Annotated in this window: 18 protein-coding genes; 6 read left to right on the top strand and 12 right to left on the bottom strand. The window is 71.6% G+C overall.

What is annotated here, in order from left to right; genetic code table 11:
• Positions 1-44: 44 nt before the first annotated feature.
• From ACFQ6S_RS32960 to sigE, 5 genes are all read right to left on the bottom strand, one after another.
• On the bottom strand, positions 45-713 hold the full coding sequence (locus ACFQ6S_RS32960; protein ID WP_383417998.1) for a hypothetical protein: 669 nt from the start codon (positions 711-713) through the stop codon (positions 45-47).
• A 227-nt stretch (positions 714-940) separates the two neighbouring features.
• Positions 941-1,381 carry a sec-independent translocase gene (locus tag ACFQ6S_RS32955; protein WP_383417996.1) on the bottom strand — a complete coding sequence of 147 codons (441 nt, stop codon included), beginning with the start codon at positions 1,379-1,381 and terminating at the stop codon, positions 941-943.
• A 214-nt stretch (positions 1,382-1,595) separates the two neighbouring features.
• On the bottom strand, positions 1,596-3,698 hold the full coding sequence (locus ACFQ6S_RS32950) for a trypsin-like peptidase domain-containing protein (protein WP_383417994.1): 2,103 nt from the start codon (positions 3,696-3,698) through the stop codon (positions 1,596-1,598).
• A gap of 370 nt (positions 3,699-4,068) precedes the next feature.
• Positions 4,069-4,977, bottom strand: coding sequence for an anti-sigma factor family protein (locus ACFQ6S_RS32945; protein WP_383417992.1), 909 nt, complete (start codon positions 4,975-4,977; stop codon positions 4,069-4,071).
• Positions 4,974-5,672 carry an RNA polymerase sigma factor SigE gene (gene sigE, locus ACFQ6S_RS32940; protein ID WP_383418282.1) on the bottom strand — a complete coding sequence of 233 codons (699 nt, stop codon included), beginning with the start codon at positions 5,670-5,672 and terminating at the stop codon, positions 4,974-4,976. The genes ACFQ6S_RS32945 and sigE overlap by 4 nt, the downstream gene beginning before the upstream one ends.
• A gap of 301 nt (positions 5,673-5,973) precedes the next feature.
• Between sigE and ACFQ6S_RS32935 the strand changes: the two genes are divergently transcribed.
• Positions 5,974-6,606 (top strand): O-methyltransferase, encoded by a 633-nt coding sequence (locus tag ACFQ6S_RS32935; protein WP_383418280.1) that lies wholly within the window; start codon positions 5,974-5,976, stop codon positions 6,604-6,606.
• A 116-nt stretch (positions 6,607-6,722) separates the two neighbouring features.
• Here ACFQ6S_RS32935 and ACFQ6S_RS32930 read toward each other — a convergent pair whose 3' ends face one another.
• A complete protein-coding gene (locus ACFQ6S_RS32930; protein ID WP_003966491.1) occupies positions 6,723-6,890 on the bottom strand; it encodes a DUF3117 domain-containing protein in 168 nt (55 codons plus the stop codon).
• Between the two features lie 375 nt (positions 6,891-7,265).
• Between ACFQ6S_RS32930 and ACFQ6S_RS32925 the strand changes: the two genes are divergently transcribed.
• The gene (locus ACFQ6S_RS32925; protein ID WP_383417990.1) at positions 7,266-8,069 is read left to right on the top strand and encodes an enoyl-CoA hydratase/isomerase family protein; all 804 of its coding nucleotides are present in this window, start codon (positions 7,266-7,268) and stop codon (positions 8,067-8,069) included.
• An 11-nt stretch (positions 8,070-8,080) separates the two neighbouring features.
• Here ACFQ6S_RS32925 and ACFQ6S_RS32920 read toward each other — a convergent pair whose 3' ends face one another.
• Both ACFQ6S_RS32920 and ACFQ6S_RS32915 read right to left on the bottom strand, forming a co-directional pair.
• Complete coding sequence (locus ACFQ6S_RS32920) at positions 8,081-8,668, bottom strand: DNA-3-methyladenine glycosylase I (RefSeq protein ID WP_383417988.1); 588 nt, start codon at positions 8,666-8,668, stop codon at positions 8,081-8,083.
• Positions 8,665-9,024 carry a DivIVA domain-containing protein gene (locus tag ACFQ6S_RS32915; RefSeq protein WP_383418278.1) on the bottom strand — a complete coding sequence of 120 codons (360 nt, stop codon included), beginning with the start codon at positions 9,022-9,024 and terminating at the stop codon, positions 8,665-8,667. Before ACFQ6S_RS32915 ends, ACFQ6S_RS32920 begins: the two co-directional genes overlap by 4 nt.
• Positions 9,025-9,163: 139 nt before the next feature.
• Here ACFQ6S_RS32915 and folP point away from each other — a divergent pair, with 139 nt between their 5' ends.
• Complete coding sequence (folP, locus tag ACFQ6S_RS32910; RefSeq protein ID WP_383417986.1) at positions 9,164-10,024, top strand: dihydropteroate synthase; 861 nt, start codon at positions 9,164-9,166, stop codon at positions 10,022-10,024.
• 296 nt (positions 10,025-10,320) lie between these two features.
• On the opposite strand, the gene ACFQ6S_RS32905 is transcribed toward folP, so the two are convergent.
• Together ACFQ6S_RS32905 and dapE are read right to left on the bottom strand one after the other, a co-directional pair.
• Positions 10,321-11,079: a TIGR00730 family Rossman fold protein gene (locus tag ACFQ6S_RS32905; RefSeq protein WP_383417983.1), complete on the bottom strand. Its 759-nt coding sequence runs from the start codon at positions 11,077-11,079 to the stop codon at positions 10,321-10,323.
• 121 nt (positions 11,080-11,200) lie between these two features.
• Positions 11,201-12,280 (bottom strand): succinyl-diaminopimelate desuccinylase, encoded by a 1,080-nt coding sequence (gene dapE / locus ACFQ6S_RS32900; protein ID WP_383417982.1) that lies wholly within the window; start codon positions 12,278-12,280, stop codon positions 11,201-11,203.
• 92 nt (positions 12,281-12,372) lie between these two features.
• On the opposite strand from dapE, the gene ACFQ6S_RS32895 reads away from it, so the two are divergent.
• Together ACFQ6S_RS32895 and ACFQ6S_RS32890 are read left to right on the top strand one after the other, a co-directional pair.
• On the top strand, positions 12,373-13,353 hold the full coding sequence (locus tag ACFQ6S_RS32895) for a heavy metal transporter (protein WP_383417981.1): 981 nt from the start codon (positions 12,373-12,375) through the stop codon (positions 13,351-13,353).
• Positions 13,354-13,699: 346 nt separating this feature from the next.
• Positions 13,700-14,185 carry an ATP-binding protein gene (locus ACFQ6S_RS32890; RefSeq protein ID WP_383417979.1) on the top strand — a complete coding sequence of 162 codons (486 nt, stop codon included), beginning with the start codon at positions 13,700-13,702 and terminating at the stop codon, positions 14,183-14,185.
• Between the two features lie 101 nt (positions 14,186-14,286).
• Here the strand turns inward: ACFQ6S_RS32890 and ACFQ6S_RS32885 are convergent, their stop codons facing one another.
• Together ACFQ6S_RS32885 and fdxA are read right to left on the bottom strand one after the other, a co-directional pair.
• Positions 14,287-15,381, bottom strand: a complete 1,095-nt coding sequence (locus tag ACFQ6S_RS32885; RefSeq protein WP_383417976.1) for a bifunctional succinyldiaminopimelate transaminase/glutamate-prephenate aminotransferase — start codon at positions 15,379-15,381, stop codon at positions 14,287-14,289.
• Positions 15,382-15,536: 155 nt separating this feature from the next.
• A complete protein-coding gene (fdxA, locus tag ACFQ6S_RS32880) occupies positions 15,537-15,857 on the bottom strand; it encodes a ferredoxin (protein WP_007495984.1) in 321 nt (106 codons plus the stop codon).
• A gap of 110 nt (positions 15,858-15,967) precedes the next feature.
• Here fdxA and ACFQ6S_RS32875 point away from each other — a divergent pair, with 110 nt between their 5' ends.
• Positions 15,968-17,002, top strand: coding sequence for a GNAT family N-acetyltransferase (locus tag ACFQ6S_RS32875; RefSeq protein ID WP_383417973.1), 1,035 nt, complete (start codon positions 15,968-15,970; stop codon positions 17,000-17,002).
• The last annotated feature ends 17 nt before the right edge of the window (positions 17,003-17,019 follow it).

The raw sequence follows: 17,019 nt of genomic DNA, 5'->3' as shown, positions 1-17,019 counted from the left end.
ACGGCGCCCCCATCGTCGTAACTCTGTCCTTGTGCGGGCGAGACCTAGGCGTAGGCCGCGATGTCCTTGATCATCGCGAACCCGAGACCGTACGCACTCATCCCTCTCCCGTACGCCCCCACATGCACCCCCGACTGGGTCGACCCGGCCAGCACCCAGCCGAACTCCGACTCCCGGTAGTGGAAGGGTGTGGGCACCCCGTCCACGGGCAGGGACAGCGTCGACCAGTCCGGACCGGCCAGGTCGTCCGCGAGGGCCCAGGCCGTCTCGGTCTGCTGGTCCAGCCAGTCGTCACGCAGCGAGTGGTCCATCTGCCCCGGCCAGGTGAACGACAGCAGCCCCACCCCCGCGAGCCACGCCGCCGAGGACACCGAGGTGGCCTCCAGCAGCCCCGTACCGTCCGCGCTCCGCCGGGACGGATTCGCCGCGACGGTCACCACCACCGCGAACTTCTCCCGGTCCTCCGTCGACTCGTGGCGTACGGAGGGCTCGTCGCCGTGCCCGATCGATCCGTGTTCCACGGCCCCGTCGGCCGCCGTCCCGACCTGCATCAGCCAGCGCGGCCCCGTGAACGCCTCGTCGAGGCCGTACCACGGGAAGGACGCCAGCAGGTAGCCGTCGACCGTGCGCCGGGCAGAGGGGACTTGCTGTCCGCTCTCCGCGGCCGGTTCCTGCGCGACTGCGCGACTCGTCGTCTGACTCGTCGTCTCCATGTGCCCGGACGCCTCCTCGCTCTCGCCGGACCAGCCCGGCCCGCCCCCCTTCGGGCGTACTCGTCCGGTCCGCACAACAACTCGGCAGCATAGCCACACCGCTCCGAGCAGCCGGGAAACCGCCCGGCGCGTGGGGCGCGCAGACGGCGGGTTCAGGCCGTGCACGACCCGGGCGGAGTATGAGAAGCGTCACGTACGAGCGGCGCCCGCTCCCCTGTTCGTACGGCTCAGGTGGCGTCCGCGTCGTAGGGCGGGCGCTCCTCGCGGGGACTGTCGGGCTTCTTCGTCATGTCGATGCTGCCGCCGGAGGACGCGGCGGAGCCGGAGGAGGACGACGACTCCGCGTCACGACCGTGGACGGCGTCGGTGACCTCGGCCATCTCCTTCTTCAGGTCGAAGCCGTTGCGGATCTCCTTCAGCCCCAGGTCGTCGTTGTCCATCTGCTTGCGGATGAACGTCTTGGGGTTGAGGTCCTCGAACTCGAAGTCCTTGAACTCCGGGCCCAGTTCCTGCCGGATGTCCTGCTTGGCGCTCTCCGAGAACTCGCGGATCTTGCGGATCGTCCGCGTGGCGTCCTGGATGAGCTTCGGGAGCTTGTCCGGACCGAAGACGAGCACGGCGAGGACAACGAGCGTCACCAGCTCGAGCGGTCCTATGTCATTGAACACCTGAAGCTCCTTGCGATGTCCTCGGCCCTCGGCCCTCGGCGGTCTGAGTGGTTCCGTGGTCCGGGCCGGATCCACGGTACCCGGCGATCCGGTACGACCGGTACTGTCCCGAGGCCTCCGAATGCGGGTGGGCGTGCGGTTTTCCGGGTTGTTTGCCTTGTCAGGGCCCGTGCGGGGTGGTGACACGGGCCACGTTGAGAGGTTTCTGTGAGTCTCAGTCCCCGCTCGACGAACCCAGCGTCAGGGAAATCGTGACCTCCTTGCCGCCGCGCTTCAGGGTCAGTTCCAGCCGGTCGCCGGGGCGGTGGGCGCGGGTCTTGACGATGAGTTCCTCGCCTGAGTGGACACGCTGGCCGTCGACCTCGGTGATGACGTCGCCCGGCTCGATGCCGGCCTTGTCGCCGGGGCCGCCCTCGGTGACCGCGGAGCCGCCGTCGCTGCCCTTGGTGCCGACCCGGGCGCCGTCGCCGGCGTAGTCCATGTCGAGCGTGACGCCGATGACCGGGTGGGTCGCCTTGCCGGTGTTGATCAGCTCCTCGGCGACACGCCTGGCCTGGTTGACCGGGATGGCGAAGCCGAGGCCGATGGAGCCGGCCTGGCCGCCGTCGAGATCGGAGCCGCTGTCGGCGGAACGGATCGCGGAGTTGATGCCCACGACCCGGCCCTGGGCATCGAGGAGGGGGCCGCCTGAGTTGCCCGGGTTGATGGGGGCGTCGGTCTGCAACGCGTCCACGTACGACACGTCGCTCCCGTCGCTCTCGCCGCCGGCCGTGATGGGCCGCTCCTTGGCGCTGATGATGCCGGAGGTGACCGTGCCCTCCAGGTCGAACGGGGCGCCGATGGCGACGACGGGGTCACCGACCTGGACGTTGTCGGAGTTGCCGAGCGGCAGGGGTGTGAGCCCGCTGACCCCGCTGACCTTCACGACGGCGAGGTCGTAGCCGCTGTCCCGTCCGACGACGGTGGCCTTGGCGGTGTCGCCGCTGTGGAAGGTCACCGATATCTGGCCGTCGTCGCCGGCCGGTTCGACGACGTGGTTGTTCGTGAGGATGTGCCCGCGGTCGTCGAGCACGAACCCGGTGCCGGTGCCCTGCTCCTCGCTGCCGCTGACATGCAGCGTCACGACGCTGGGCAGGGCACGCGCGGCGATCCCGGCGACACTGTCCGGCGCCCGCCCGCCGGACTCGGCCCCGGCCTGCGGCAGCTCCACGTCCCCCACACCACCGTTGCGCTCCAGATACGCCCCCACGACCCCACCGATGCCTCCCGACACCAGCGCGAGCAGCAGCGCTCCCACGAGAAGCACCTTCCTGGCCCGCTTGCGCCGCTGCTGCCGGCTGGCCACCGCGGCGCCGTTCTGCTGGAGGGGGGCGGTGGGGAGGGGTGCGGCGAGGAGGGGGGAGGGCTGGGCCCAGGGGTCGTAGTTCTGCCACGGGTTGGTGGGGGGTGGGGTGTCGGTGGGGGTGGGGGTACGGGTAGGCCGGTCGGAGGCGGCAGGGGTTGCCGGCGTCGGCTGGGCGGGGATGGCCGGGGTTGAGGCCCCGTGGACCGAGGCCGGCTCCTGGGCAGGGATGCCCGGGGACGGCGCCGGGACGGAGGGGGCTGGGGTCGGCGCGGGAGCGGGGGTGCCGACGGCCTGAGCCGACGCGGGGGCGGGCTCGCCGGCGCCCGGGACCGGGGCCGCGGCCGACGGCACTGGTGCGGGATGCGCGGGAGCCTGAGCGCCCAGTGCCGGGGCAGCCTGAGCCGGCGGGGACGGCATCGGCACGGCAGTCCCGTGCGCGGGCGTCGTCGCCGGGTGCTGAACCGGCGGGGCGGGCGCCCAGGGGCCGGGCTTGCCGTAGGGCGGGGTGCTGTAGGGGTCGGGGTCGTGCAGGGGCCTGGGACGCTCATCCGCGGGGCCTGAGGGCTCTGCGGGAGCCGAGGCTGCCCCGTCGGCGGACTCGGCGATCACGGCACCGGCATCCTCGACGGGCCGCTCCCACTCGAAGTCACCGTCAGCGGAAGCCGCCGCCCCGTCGCCACCGTTGCTCACGGCGGGCCGAAGCTCGAAGTCACCGTCGCCCGAAGCCGCACCATCGGTGCCGCTCGCAGCGGGCCGGCGCAGCTCGAAATCCCCCTGGGAAGCCACCTCGCCGCCACCCCCGCTCGCAGCGGGCCGAAGCTCGAAGTCACCGTCAGCCGAAGCCGCACCGTCGCCGGCCGTGCTCGCCACCGGCCGCGCCAGCTCGAAGTCACCGTCCGCGTCGGCACCGGCGCCTCCCTGCGGCCGAGGCCGGCTCCACCACTTCGCCTTCGCGGGCTTCCCCTCGTTCATGCTCTGCTTCCTACTCGCTGCTGACCGTGGCTCGAGTAGGACGCCTCACTCTGTGCCGCGTCCGTAGGGAAACGACCGGAGTCCGGCTGGGCGGCCTGCGTGGAGCGGCCGTCGTTCCGCGGCACGGCAGTGACCGCCCTGAACCCTCGGCAGACCACCACCGGGCACGTCCCGGCGCCCGAACGCCTACTCAACTCTGCGCTGTCGCGCTCGACTTCCCTCGGGAAACCGGCGACTTCGTGCTACCTCCCCCACCTGCACGCGGCGACAACGGCGACCGCGGTTCCTCCACTCCGCGCCCGGCCCACAGGCACGGCGCGCGGCCCACCCCGGATTCAATCAGGTTCGTGGGCCGCTGCGCAGAGGCCGGTCAGCGGTTGGTGGCCGAGGAGGCGGAGGGGGACGGCGTCGCGTCGGCGACGGGCGCGGCGAGCAGGAGCGGGCGTATCAGCGGGGACATGGCGGCCGCGCCGGCCACCACGGGCGCCGTCAGGGCGTGCATCTCCTGGTCGGCCGCCTGGACCGGCATTCCGGGCAGGAGCGGGGCCGACACCTCGGTCGAGGAGGCCGGGGTGTCGAGGGAGGGCTGGCCCTGTCCCTGCGCGAGCAAGGGGCCGAGTCCGCGGCGACGCTGGTTCTCGGGGGCCGTCGCGGCGCCGGAGCCCTGGGTGCGCGCCGGCGTCACATTGCTGCCGGACCCCGAGCCGCCGCGTGCCTCCGCGTCGGTCGGCGCGCTCGTCGTGACGCCGCCCAGTGCGATGGCGGCCAGCGACACCGCGCCCGCCGCGACGAAGGCGAACCGCATGCGCGAAGACGCGGAGCGGTCGGCGTCATGACGGCCCACGGGGTGGGTGCGGAAGCCACCGTCCGAGGCGGGGAGCCCGGGGGTGTGCGGCCGCGCCGGAACGTATCCGAACTCGAAGCGGTCGCTCCGCTTCACGCCGAAGACGCCCGGGGCGCCGGGCCGTCCCGACAGTCCGCCGAATCCTCCCCCGCCCAGCGGCGAGCCGCCGCCGTCGAGGTCACCTCCCCCGGGGAGCCCCTGGAGGCGGGCCAGGAAACTCTCGGAGGGGGGCGGCGGGGCCGCCTCGGCGAAGACGTTCTTCAGCCGGCGCTGGGCGTCGACCTCGGACTTGCACTTGGCGCAGGTCGCCAGGTGCGCCAGGACGCGCTCACGCGTCTCATGACCGAGCTCTCCGTCGACGAGGGCGGAGAGTCGGTCGCCAAGATGCTGCTCGGCCAGGAGCCGTTCGGCGGGGTTGGGTCGGGAGCCGTTCACGCGGTCGTGCCCCCTCCCCCCAGCGCGGCCACACGCGGCACGAAGGAGCGGCGCTCGGCGCGCGCCTCCGGCGAGCGGTGGGCGAGGGCCTTGCGCAGCTGCGAGCGGCCGCGGTGGATACGGGACCGGACGGTGCCGAGCTTGACGCCCAGGGTCGCGGCGATCTCCTCGTACGACAGTCCTTCGATGTCGCACAGGACGACCGCGGCACGGAACTCGGGCGCGAGGGTGTCGAGGGCCTGCTGGACGTCCGCGTCGAAGTGGGCGTCGTTGAAGACCTGCTGGGGCGTGGGCTCCTTGCTGGGCAGCCGCTCGGCGGCGTCCTCGCCCAGCGCGTCGAAGCGGATGCGCTGCTTGCGGCGGACCATGTCCAGGAACAGGTTGGTGGTGATGCGGTGCAGCCAGCCCTCGAAGGTGCCGGGCGTGTACGTCGACAGAGAGCGGAAGACGCGGACGAAGACCTCCTGCGTGAGATCCTCGGCGTCGTGCTGGTTGCCGGTCAGGCGGTACGCCAGCCGGTAGACGCGGCCGCTGTGCGTGCTGACGATCTCCTCCCAGGTGGGCGGAGTCCACGCCTGCCCGTCCGCGTCGGTGGAGAAGGTCGCGGTCTGGGCGTAGTCGCCGGCGTGGCTGTGGTCAGCGGTGTCGTTCACGGATTTCGGCCTGCCCGCCGATCCGAGAAAGCGCCGCAGCACTCCTCCCCGATCCACAGGCGCAGCCGCACCTCCCCTGTCGGCTCTGGTGGTGTCCAGTGGAGCCCCTACCATAGCCACCTCGCCCGTTAGCTCCGGATAAGCGGTTTTACGAGAATTTGATCTGGGCTGACACGGCTGGTGCGCCTGCTTCAGCCCTTGCTCGCGGCCCTGCTCGTCGTCGTGATCCAACTGTGTCCCCCCGCTCGTCTTCCCACCCCTCTAAACGCGCGGTCCCATCTGCGGGTTCCCGGCCGCAACGGATACAGTCACGCCGAGGCAACCACGGGGACAGGAGAGGGCCATTACCGGCAACCGGCAGACGAGCTGGGCGTTCGCCGACGCCTACGTCGCCGAGGACGACGTCCTGCGCTGGGCCCGGGACCGGGCCCGTGAGGCGGGGCTGCGCTCGGTGTCGCCCGGCACGGGCGCCGCGCTGCGATTGCTGGCCGCTTCCGTGGACGCGAAGGCGGTGGCGGAGATCGGCACCGGCACCGGCGTCTCCGGTATCCATCTCCTGCACGGCATGCGCGCGGACGGCGTGCTGACCACCGTAGACCCCGAGCCGGAGCACCAGCAGTTCGCCCGCCAGGCCTTCCGCGCCTCCGGCTTCGCCAGCAACCGCGCCCGCTTCATCCCGGGCCGCGCTCTGGACGTCCTGCCCCGTCTCGCCGACGCCGGTTACGACCTCGTCTTCTGTGACGGCGACCGGCTGGAATTCCTGGACTATCTCGCTGAATCGTTGCGCCTGCTGCGTCCGGGTGGCCTCGTCGTTTTCGAGGGCGTCTTCGCCAGCGGCCGCACGGTCGACTCGGGCCCGCAGCCCACCGAGGTCATACGCATCCGGGAGCTGCTGCGCGCGGTGCGCGAGAGCCAGGAGCTGGTGCCGTCGCTGCTGCCGGTGGGCGACGGGCTGCTGTGCGCGGTCAAGCGCTGAGCATCTGAGGGGCCGTACGCCACTGCCGTACCTCGGACACTGCCGTACCTCGGACGCAGCAACCCCGGCACCTTGTGCGATGCCGGGGCCGCCGAAAGGGTAGGGTCGCTGCCGCGTCAGCCGACGACCTTCTTGAGGGCGTCGCCGAGCGCGTCGGCCTCGTCAGGGGTCAGCTCGACGACGAGCCGACCGCCGCCTTCGAGCGGAACGCGCATGACGATGCCCCGCCCCTCCTTGGTCACCTCGAGCGGGCCATCACCCGTCCGCGGCTTCATGGCCGCCATGCTCGTTCCCCTTCCTGAAACCAGCTCATAGTCAAAGCCGACGGCCCCATGGAGGGCACGCGCGTCTGGCATGAGACACGCGACACCGGCATCGAACACATTGCTTCCAAGCCATTATCCCGCATCTCAGGACCCGATGACCAACATCAGTCGGCATCGCTTGGGCAACGCACGCGAGCAAAACCACCCAATTCGGCGATGTGACTGCGATACTGCGCCACCGCACACACTTCGGCCGAACACAATCGGACACGAATTCTTTGACGCAGGTCACACGTCCGGTCAGGGCCGTTGTCCGCGATCTCCGCCATGCTGTCCTCAGACAGGCGCGTACCGACCAGTACGCCCGAGCCGCGACACCGGAGGGGATACGCCATGGCCGACACCGTGCTCTACGAGGTGAGTGACGGACTCGCGACGATCACGCTGAACCGCCCGGAGGCGATGAACGCGCTGAGCATCGCGGCCAAGGTCGCCCTGCGGGACGCGGTCCAGGCCGCGGCGGGCGACGACGCCGTACGGGCCGTGCTGCTGACCGCGGCCGGCGAGCGGGCGTTCTGCGTGGGGCAGGACCTGAAGGAGCACATCGGGCTGCTGATCGCCGACCGGGAGAACGGGTCGGGTCAGACCATGAGCACGGTGCGGGAGCACTACAACCCGATCGTGCGGGCGCTGGCCGGGATGGCGAAGCCCGTGGTGGCCGGGGTGAACGGGGTCGCGGCCGGGGCCGGCTTCGGGTTCGCGCTGGCCGCGGACTACCGGGTGGTCGCGGACACGGCGGCCTTCAACACGTCGTTCGCCGGGGTGGCCCTGACCGCGGACTCCGGGATCTCATGGACGCTGCCGCGGGTGGTGGGCCCTGGCCGGGCCGCCGACCTGCTGCTCTTCCCGCGGAACATCAAGGCGCAGGAGGCGTACGAGCTGGGGATCGCGAACCGGGTGGTGCCCTCGGCCGACCTGCGCGCCGAGGCCGAGAAGGTGGCGCGGGCGCTGGCCGAGGGGCCGACGGTGGCGTACGGAGCGATCAAGGAGGCCGTGGCGTACGGGCTGTCGCACTCGCTTGAGGAGACCCTGGAGAAGGAGGACGAGCTGCAGACGCGGGCGGGGTCGTCCGAGGACCATGCGATCGCGGTGCAGGCCTTCGTCAACAAGGAGAAGCCGAAGTACCTGGGCCGATGAGCGCGCGCCCCTCAGGGGGCGCTCCTGGCCACGCATGCCTGCAGGTGATCGTCGACCAGGCCGCATGCCTGCATCAGGGCATAGGCCGTCGTGGGTCCGACAAACCGCATGCCCCGCTTCTTCAGCGCCTTGGACAGGGCCGTCGATTCCGGGGTGACCGCGGGGACGTCCGCGAGGGTCTTCGGGACCGGGCGGCCGGCCGGCTCCGGGGCGTGGGACCAGATCAGCTCGTCCAGGTCGCCCGGGGTCCAGTCGGCCAGCACGCGCGCGTTGGCGAGCGTCGCGTCGATCTTGGCTCGGTTGCGGATGATGCCCGGGTCGGCGAGGAGGCGGTCGCGGTCGTCGTCGGTGAAGGCGGCGACCTTCGCGATCTTGAACTCGGCGAACGCGGCGCGGAATCCCTCGCGGCGGCGCAGGATCGTGATCCACGACAGGCCGGACTGGAAGGCCTCCAGGCTGAGGCGTTCGAACAGCGCCTCGTCGCCGTGGACCGGGCGGCCCCACTCCTCGTCGTGGTACGTCACGTAGTCCGGGGTGGACAGGGCCCAGGGGCAGCGCAGGGCGCCGTCCGGACCCGCGATGGCCGAACCGTCGCTCATTGCTGGTCCTCCTGGGCGGGCTTGTCCATGGACACATGGCCGCCGGCCGGCGGCTGGGCTCCGGACAGCGCGGACTCCAGGTCGGCGATACGGGCGTCACGCTCGGCGAGCTCGGCGCCGAGGCGGCCGAGGGCGTCGTCGACGTCCGCCATGCGATAGCCGCGGGCGGCGAGCGGGAAGCGGAGGCTCTCGACGTCGGCGCGGTCGACGGGGCGGTCCGGCGGCAGCGGGTCGTGAAGGCGCTCTGGCGCGGCCTCGGGCAGCGGGCCGTCGCCCTCGCCGCCGCCCACCACGGCGAGTGTCACCGCGGCGACCACGACGGCCAGCGCGACGACCAGGAACAGGAACATGACCATCGCTGTGGCCCCCACGGTCGGTTGATACGTGCGGTCGAGTGTCTCAGTGTCCGATCGTGCCATGCGACTCTGACAGTTAGGGTCGCAGGCGGCCGACGGCCGACGACTTGCCAGGACGTACTAGGAGAGGTCATAGGGGATGCTCAGGCTGGGAACGCGTGAATTCGACGCGCATGAGCCGGTGATCATGGCGATCGTGAACCGGACCCCTGACTCCTTCTACGACCAGGGAGCGACGTTCCGCGACGAGCCGGCCCTCGCGCGCGTGGAGCAGGCGGTGGCGGAGGGCGCGGCCATCATCGACATCGGCGGGGTCAAGGCCGGGCCGGGGGAAGAGGTGACCGCCGAGGAGGAGGCGCGGCGGACGGTCGGGTTCGTGGCCGAGGTGCGGCGGCGGTTTCCCGATGTCGTGATCAGCGTGGACACCTGGCGGGCCGAGGTGGGGGCGGCGGTGTGCGAGGCGGGGGCGGATCTGCTGAACGACGCGTGGGGCGGGGTGGATCCGGGGCTGGCGCAGGTCGCCGCTCGGTACGGGGTGGGTTTGGTGTGCACGCATGCCGGGGGCGCGGAGCCTCGGACCCGGCCGCATCGGGTGACGTACGACGACGTCGTGGCGGACATCCTGCGGGTGACCGTGGGGCTGGCGGAGCGGGCGCTGGCGCTGGGGGTGCCGCGTGAGTCGATCATGATCGATCCGGGGCATGACTTCGGGAAGAACACGCGGCACAGCCTTGAGGCGACCCGGCGGCTCGGGGAGATGGTGGAGACCGGGTGGCCGGTGCTGGTGTCGCTGTCCAACAAGGACTTCGTCGGGGAGACGCTGGACCGGCCGCTGAAGGAGCGGGTGGTGGGGACGTTGGCCACGACCGCGGTGTCGGCGTGGTTGGGGGCGCAGGTGTATCGGGTGCATGAGGTGGCGGAGACGCGGCAGGTGCTGGACATGGTGGCGTCGATCGCTGGGCGTCGGCCTCCGGCGGTGGCTCGGCGGGGTTTGGCGTAGAGGCCGTTTCTTCGCCCCCGGCGCCCCTACCCGTCCCATCCCCAGGGGCTCCGCCCCTTCGACCCCGGCCGCTCTTCTGGGGGCTGCCGCCCCCAGACCCCCACTGTCGGCCCTGAACGGGCCTCGTCCTCAAACGCCGGACGGGCTGAAATACCTGGACCGGCACCTAGAGAGCAGGCGCGCCCCCAGCAGGTGAGTGGGGGCGCGACTTTGAAAGCCAGGTGGGCGGGCGGGCAACCCCCCGGGGTCCAGGGGGCGGAGCCCCACAGGCTCCGCCCCCCGGCTCAAGCCCCGCGCTAGCGCCCCGCCTCCTTGGACACCAGTGCCACCGCCTCCTCCACGTCGTCCGTGACGTGGAACAGCATCAGGTCCTTCTCCGCCGCCTTGCCCTGGGCCACCAGCGTGTTCCTCAGCCAGTCGACCAGGCCGCCCCAGTACGCGCTGCCGAACAGGACGATCGGGAAGCGGGTGACCTTCTGGGTCTGGACCAGTGTGAGGGCCTCGAAGAGTTCGTCGAGGGTGCCGAGGCCGCCGGGGAGGACCACGAAGCCCTGGGCGTACTTGACGAACATCATCTTGCGGACGAAGAAGTACCGGAAGTTCAGGCCGATGTCGACGTAGGGGTTCAGCCCCTGCTCGAAGGGCAGCTCGATACCGAGGCCGACCGAGATGCCCTTGGCCTCCAAGGCGCCCTTGTTCGCCGCCTCCATGGCACCGGGGCCACCGCCGGTGATCACCGCGAAGCCCGCCTCGACCAGCCCTTGGCCGAGGCGCACTCCGGCCTCGTACTCGGGAGAGTCGACCGGGGTGCGCGCCGAGCCGAACACGCTGATCGCCGCCGGGAGTTCGGCGAGCGTGCCGAAGCCCTCGATGAACTCCGACTGGATGCGCAGGACGCGCCAGGGATCGGTGTGGACCCAGTCGGAGGGCCCACCCGCGTCCAGCAGTCGCTGGTCGGTCGTACTCGCCGTCACCTGGTCCCGCCTCCGGAGAACCGGTCCCAGACGCTGCTCCGACGGTGGCTGCTTCTTCCCCTCGGGGTTGCCGGTAGCCATGTGCGCTCCCTCCGCTGCGGGGCCTGCGGGTCTTGCAGGTCGTTCCGCCTCAGCGTAGATCCACGTGGGTTACGGAGGGGGTACGTGGGCATGTCCGCCATGAAGCGCCCTCACCGCGGGACTACGCCGTGAGCCACGCCCTCAGTCGCTCCTCGCCCGCGAGGACCTTGGCCGTTTCGACCCTTTCGTCCCGCTTGTGCGCCAAATGCGGGTTGCCGGGGCCGTAGTTCACCGCCGGGATGCCGAGGGAGGAGAAGCGGGAGACGTCCGTCCAGCCGTACTTGGGGCGCGGGGTGCCCCCGACCGCCTCCATGAACGCCGCCGCCGCCGGGTGGGAGAGGCCCGGAAGCGCGCCGCCGCTGTGGTCGTCGATCACGAACTCCTCGACGCCGCAGTCGGCGAAGACCTCGCGGACGTGCGCGATCGCCTCCTCCCCGGTGCGGTCCGGGGCGTAGCGGAAGTTGACCGTCACGACGCACTCGTCGGGGATGACGTTGCCCGCCACGCCGCCCGAGATGCCCACCGCGTTCAGGCCCTCCCGGTACTCCAGGCCGTCGATCAGGGGGTAGCGCGGTTCGTACGACGCCAGCCTCGCCAGGATCGGCGACGCCGCGTGGATCGCGTTCGAGCCCATCCAGGAGCGCGCGGAGTGGGCGCGCTCCCCCTTGGTCTTCAGCAGCACCCTGAGCGTGCCCTGGCAGCCGCCCTCCACCTCGCCGTCCGACGGCTCCAGCAGCACCGCGAAGTCGCCCTCCAGCCACTCGGGACGCTGCTCCGCGACGTGCTTGAGGCCGTTGAGGTCGGCGGTCACCTCTTCGTTGTCGTAGAAGACGAAGGTGAGGTCGCGGTTCGGGGCCGGGACCGTCGCGGCGATGCGCAGCTGGACCGCCACCCCGGACTTCATGTCGCAGGTGCCGCATCCCCACAGGACGCCGTCCTCGTCCAGCCTCGACGGGACGTTGTCCGCGATCGGCACCGTGTCGATGTGACCGGCGAGGATCACGCGCTCCGGCCGCCCCAGGTCCGTCCGCGCCACGACGTTGTTGCCGTACCGCTCGACCGTCAGGTGCGGCAGGGCGCGCAGGGCGGTCTCGATGGCGTCCGCGAGGGGCTGTTCGGTGCCGCTGACGGAGGGGAAGTCGACCAGCTGCGCGGTGAGCTGCGCGGCGTCGAGCGTGAGGTCAAGGGAGGTGTCGGCCATGCCGCCGACCCTAACGCGCCCCGCCGGGGAGCCGTCGGCCCACTTTTCCCACTCGGCCCGTACCCCTCAGTAGCCTCGGCTACCTTGTAGGCGTGCCACAGTCGTCCCCTTCCCCCAAACGCCGTGGCCGCCTCCTGCGTCGCGGGGCGGCATTCGTGGTCCTGCTCGCCGTCGCGGGATATCTCGCGGTGCAGTACGTCACCGGAGGCACGGGGGGGCCGGGCTGCGAGGTCGTCTCGGACAAGGGTGGTCCGGCGAGATACGAGTTCACGCCCGAGCAGGCGGTGAACGCGGCGACGATCGCCGCCGTCGGCACCGGCCGCGGGCTGCCCGAGCGGGCCGTGACGATCGCGCTCGCCACCGCGCTCCAGGAGTCGGGGCTGCGCAACATCACCCATGGCGACCGCGACTCGCTGGGCCTGTTCCAGCAGCGCCCCTCGATGGGCTGGGGCACGCAGGAGGAGATCCTCGACCCGACCTACTCGGCGGGCATCTTCTACGAGCACCTGGCCAAGGTCCCCGACTACACACGGCTGCCGCTCACCGTCGCCGCACAGCGCGTCCAGCGCAGCGGCTTCCCGGAGGCCTACGCCAAGCACGAGCCGGACGCGGCACTGCTCGCCGCCGCCCTCACCGGGCGTTCGGCGGCCACCCTGACCTGCGAGGGGCGTCCCGGGGCGACCCGTACCGCGGGCGACGCCGACTCCGTACGGGCCGCGCTGCTGCGGGACTTCGGGCGGGACGCGCTCCAGCCGACCGCGGCGGAGGTGAGCGGCGCGAAGGCGACACCCTCGCCCACCCCGTCCGTGATCAAGAAGGACGAGCGGACCGTCGTCCTGCCGGTGCCCGCAGGCAAGGACTCCGCGGCCGGGCGCGGTGCGGGCGAGCGCGGCTGGCAGTTGGCCCACTGGGCCGTGGCCAACGCCTCCGAGCTGCACATCAAGCGGGTGTCGTACGCGGGACGGGAGTGGACCGCCGGGAACACCGACAGCACGTGGCGTGCGATCACCGCGCCCGGCGCCGCGGAAGGCGCGAGCGGCGCGCAATCGGTCCGCATCGTGACGACTCCGTAGTACGCCCAGCAGTTCGACGACTCCTCCTCGCGGGTTACCCGAGGTGTCGTGCGGCGGCCACGTGGGCAGGTTTTCGCGCGGCCACTTTGGAATCCGTCAAAGCCCTTGGAAACAAAGGGCTGTAAGGATTCCGCGGGCTTTCGGACGGGACGCGCTTTGCCCGTTTTTATCCGCAGGCGATAATGCGACGCATTGCCAACTCTTTACGTTGGCACGCCGCAACCTTCACGGGCTTCGAGCGGTAGTCACTGCGTCCGAGCCCGGAGATCAACAGCCAGTCGGTCAACTGCCGGGCGCGGTCGGACACTTCATCGTTCTCATCCGACATACCCGTCGAAGGAGCATCATGTCCCTCCCCCTGACCCGCCGGATCGCCCGTGCCGCGCTCATCGTCGCTGCGGGAGCGGCTGCCGGGGTCGGTGCGGCCGGCTCCGCCAGCGCGGCCCCCGAACTTCCCGACGCCGCCAAGGTCGGCGGGCTGACCGCCCTGGACGGCACCACGGTCGTCGACGGCGCGGCTCAGAACGCCACCGGGATCGCGGGCGGCGCCGTCGACACGGCGGTCGACAAGGCGCTGCCGACCGCCTCGAAGACCGGCGACAAGGTGACCAAGACCGGTGGCAAGGCCGCGAAGAAGGCGGTACCGACGGCCGCCAAGGCCGGTGGCAAGGTGACGAAGACCGGCGGCAAGGTCGCCAAGGACCGTGCCGCCGCGGCGCAGGAGACCGCGGGTGGCGTGGCGGGTTCGGTCGGGGCCGTCCTCGGCGATGCGGCCGGGAGCGGCCTGCCGTCGACCGGGTCGCTGCCGGTGCAGGGCCTTCCCGTCGGCTGACGCGCGGCTCGCGTCTGGCTTTGGACGCCGACGGGGTTCAGGGGTTTCCCTGAGCCCCGTCGGCTTTTGCGTGCGTCCGGATCACGCGGCGGTCGGTGCGGCTACGCCAGGCGCTCGACCGCGGCCCTCACCCGCTCGTCCGTCGCCGTGAAGGCCACCCGTACGTGCCGGGCGCCCGCCTCGCCGTAGAAGTCGCCCGGGGCCGCCAGGATGCCCAGGTCGGCCAGGTGGGCGACCGTGGTCCAGCAGGACTCGTCGCGGGTGGCCCAGAGGTAGAGGCTGGCCTCGCTGTGTTCGATGCGGAGGCCGTGGGCCTCCAGGGCCTCGCGCAGGACCTTGCGGCGGGCGGCGTAGCGGTCACGCTGGACGCGGACGTGTTCGTCGTCGCCGAGGGCCGCGACGACCGCCGCCTGGGTCGGCGCCGAGGTCATCATGCCGCCGTGCTTGCGGATCTCCAGGAGGGGAGCCAGGACCGCGGGGTCGCCGGCGAGGAACGCGGCGCGGTAGCCGGCCAGGTTCGAGCGCTTGGACAGGCTGTGCACCGCGACGATGCCCTCGTACGAGCCGCCGTTCACATCCGGGTGCAGGACCGAGACCGGTTCGGCCTCCCAGCCCAGCTCCAGGTAGCACTCGTCGGAGAAGAGCAGGACGCCGTGCGACCGGGCCCAGGCGACGATCCTCGTCAGCTCGTCCTTCGCCAGCACCTTGCCCGTCGGGTTCGACGGGGAGTTCAGCCACAGCAGCTTCAGGCCCCGCGGGTCCAGCTCCGTCGGGTCGTCGTAGACCTCGTAGTCGGCGCGGGCGAGGCGGGCGCCCACCTCGTAGGTGGGGTACGCCAGGCGCGGGTGGGCCACCTTGTCGCCGGGGCCGAGGCCCAGCTGGGTGGGGAGCCAGGCGACCAGTTCCTTGGAGCCGACGATGGGCAGGACGTGCCGGTGGGTGACCTCACGGGCGCCCAAGCGGCGTTCCACCCACCCCGTGATCGCGTCGCGCAGCGCCGACGTGCCCCAGACCGTCGGATATCCCGGGGAGTCCGCCGCGTCGATCAGGGCCTTCTGGATCAGCTCGGGAACCGGGTCGACCGGTGTACCGACGGACAGGTCGACGATGCCGCCCGGATGCGCGGCCGCCGTCTTCTTGTACGGCTCCAGCTTGTCCCAGGGGAAGGTCGGAAGGCGGTCGGAGACTGCGGACACGGGATCTGGCTCACTTTCTGGTACTGGCGGTCCGGCCGGTACTGCCCGATACGGCAACGCCTCGGTCCCGTACGACGATCAAGGCGATCGGGGTGATCACGACGATCAGGCCGTACGGGACCGAGGCGGCACGCTGTGCGGGTCGCCGGTGGGGATTACTCGGCCTGCGGCGGCAGCGCGGCGACGAACGGGTGGTCGCGCTCGATCAGACCCAGCTTGCTGGCGCCACCGGGCGAGCCGAGCTCGTCGAAGAACTCGACGTTCGCCTTGTAGTAGTCCTTCCACTCCTCCGGAGTGTCGTCCTCGTAGAAGATCGCCTCGACCGGGCAGACCGGCTCACAGGCACCACAGTCGACGCATTCGTCCGGGTGGATGTACAAGGACCGCTGGCCCTCGTAGATGCAGTCGACCGGGCACTCCTCGATGCACGCCTTGTCCTTCACGTCGACACAAGGCTGCGCGATGACGTAGGTCACGCTGTCGTTCCTCCTCGATAGGGCGCTGGCGGGCCTCCTCAGGCTCCGCCGCCTGGCGCGCGGGAGCGCGGCGTCGTCGATGCCCGCCCCTAGTATCTCCGTTCTTGGGCATGATCCGAACAGGAGGGGTGAACCGACCTGTGGAAATCTCCGCGACAGGGCGCCTTGAGGTCCGTATCACCGCTGCTGACGTGGGTAAACGGGTCTCCGTACGCCGCCTGAACGATCCTGCGGGCGAGGGTGAGAAGTTCACCGACACGGTGGGTGTTCTCGCATCATGGAACAACGGTGTGCTACTGATCACACGGAAGAGCGGCGAGACCGTCCATATTCCGGAAGCGTCGCTGGTCGCGGGCAAGGTGGTACCCGCCGCCCCGGCCCGGCGCCGCGGGCCCGCCGCCTCGTACGAGGAGCTCGCGCACGTCGCCTCGCGCGCGTGGCGGCCGGTGGAGAGCGAGCGGCTCGGCGAGTGGGAGCTGCGGGCCGCATCCGGGTTCACCCGCCGCGCCAATTCGGCGCTGCCGCTCGGCGACCCGGGACTGCCGCTGCCGGCCGCGCTCGACGTCGTACGGCGCTGGTACGGCGACCGTGGGCTCCCCGCGTACGTCCAGACCGCGACCGGGGCCGCGGGCACACAGGAGCTGCTGTGCGCGGAGCTGGAACGGCTGGGGTGGGCGCGGGAGGTCTCCGCCGAGATGTGGACAGCGGCGCTCGCGCCGGTCGCCGACCGGGACGAGGGCGCCGGAGTGGTGCTGTCCCGGGAGGCGGACGACGCTTGGCTTACGCGGTACCAGCGCAAGGGGGTGAGCGAGGTGGCCCTGAAGGTGCTGGGCAGCGGACCCTCGGTGTGGTTCGCGACGGTTCCCGGCGAAGGCGGCGGTGCCCCTGCCGCCATCGGGCGGTGTGTCGTGGACGGGCGGTGGGCCGGGTTCGCCGCCGTGGAGGTGGATCCGGCGCTGCGGCGGCAGGGGCTGGCCACCCGGGTGATGGCCGCGCTGGCCCGGCAGGCCCTCGACGAGCGCGCGTCGGCGGCGTGGCTCCAGGTCGAGACGGACAACGCGGGCGCGCGGGGCCTGTACGCCGGGATGGGCTTCGCCGCGCATCACGCGTACCACCACTACCGCCACCACGATCGATCACTGTGAGCGGCGGTACCGATCGC

Source organism: Streptomyces sp. NPDC056479 (assembly GCF_042795335.1).
Classification (GTDB): Bacteria; Actinomycetota; Actinomycetes; order Streptomycetales; family Streptomycetaceae; genus Streptomyces.
Note: the sequence above shows the minus strand (reverse complement) of the source record. Positions and strands in the feature narration are given on the sequence as shown.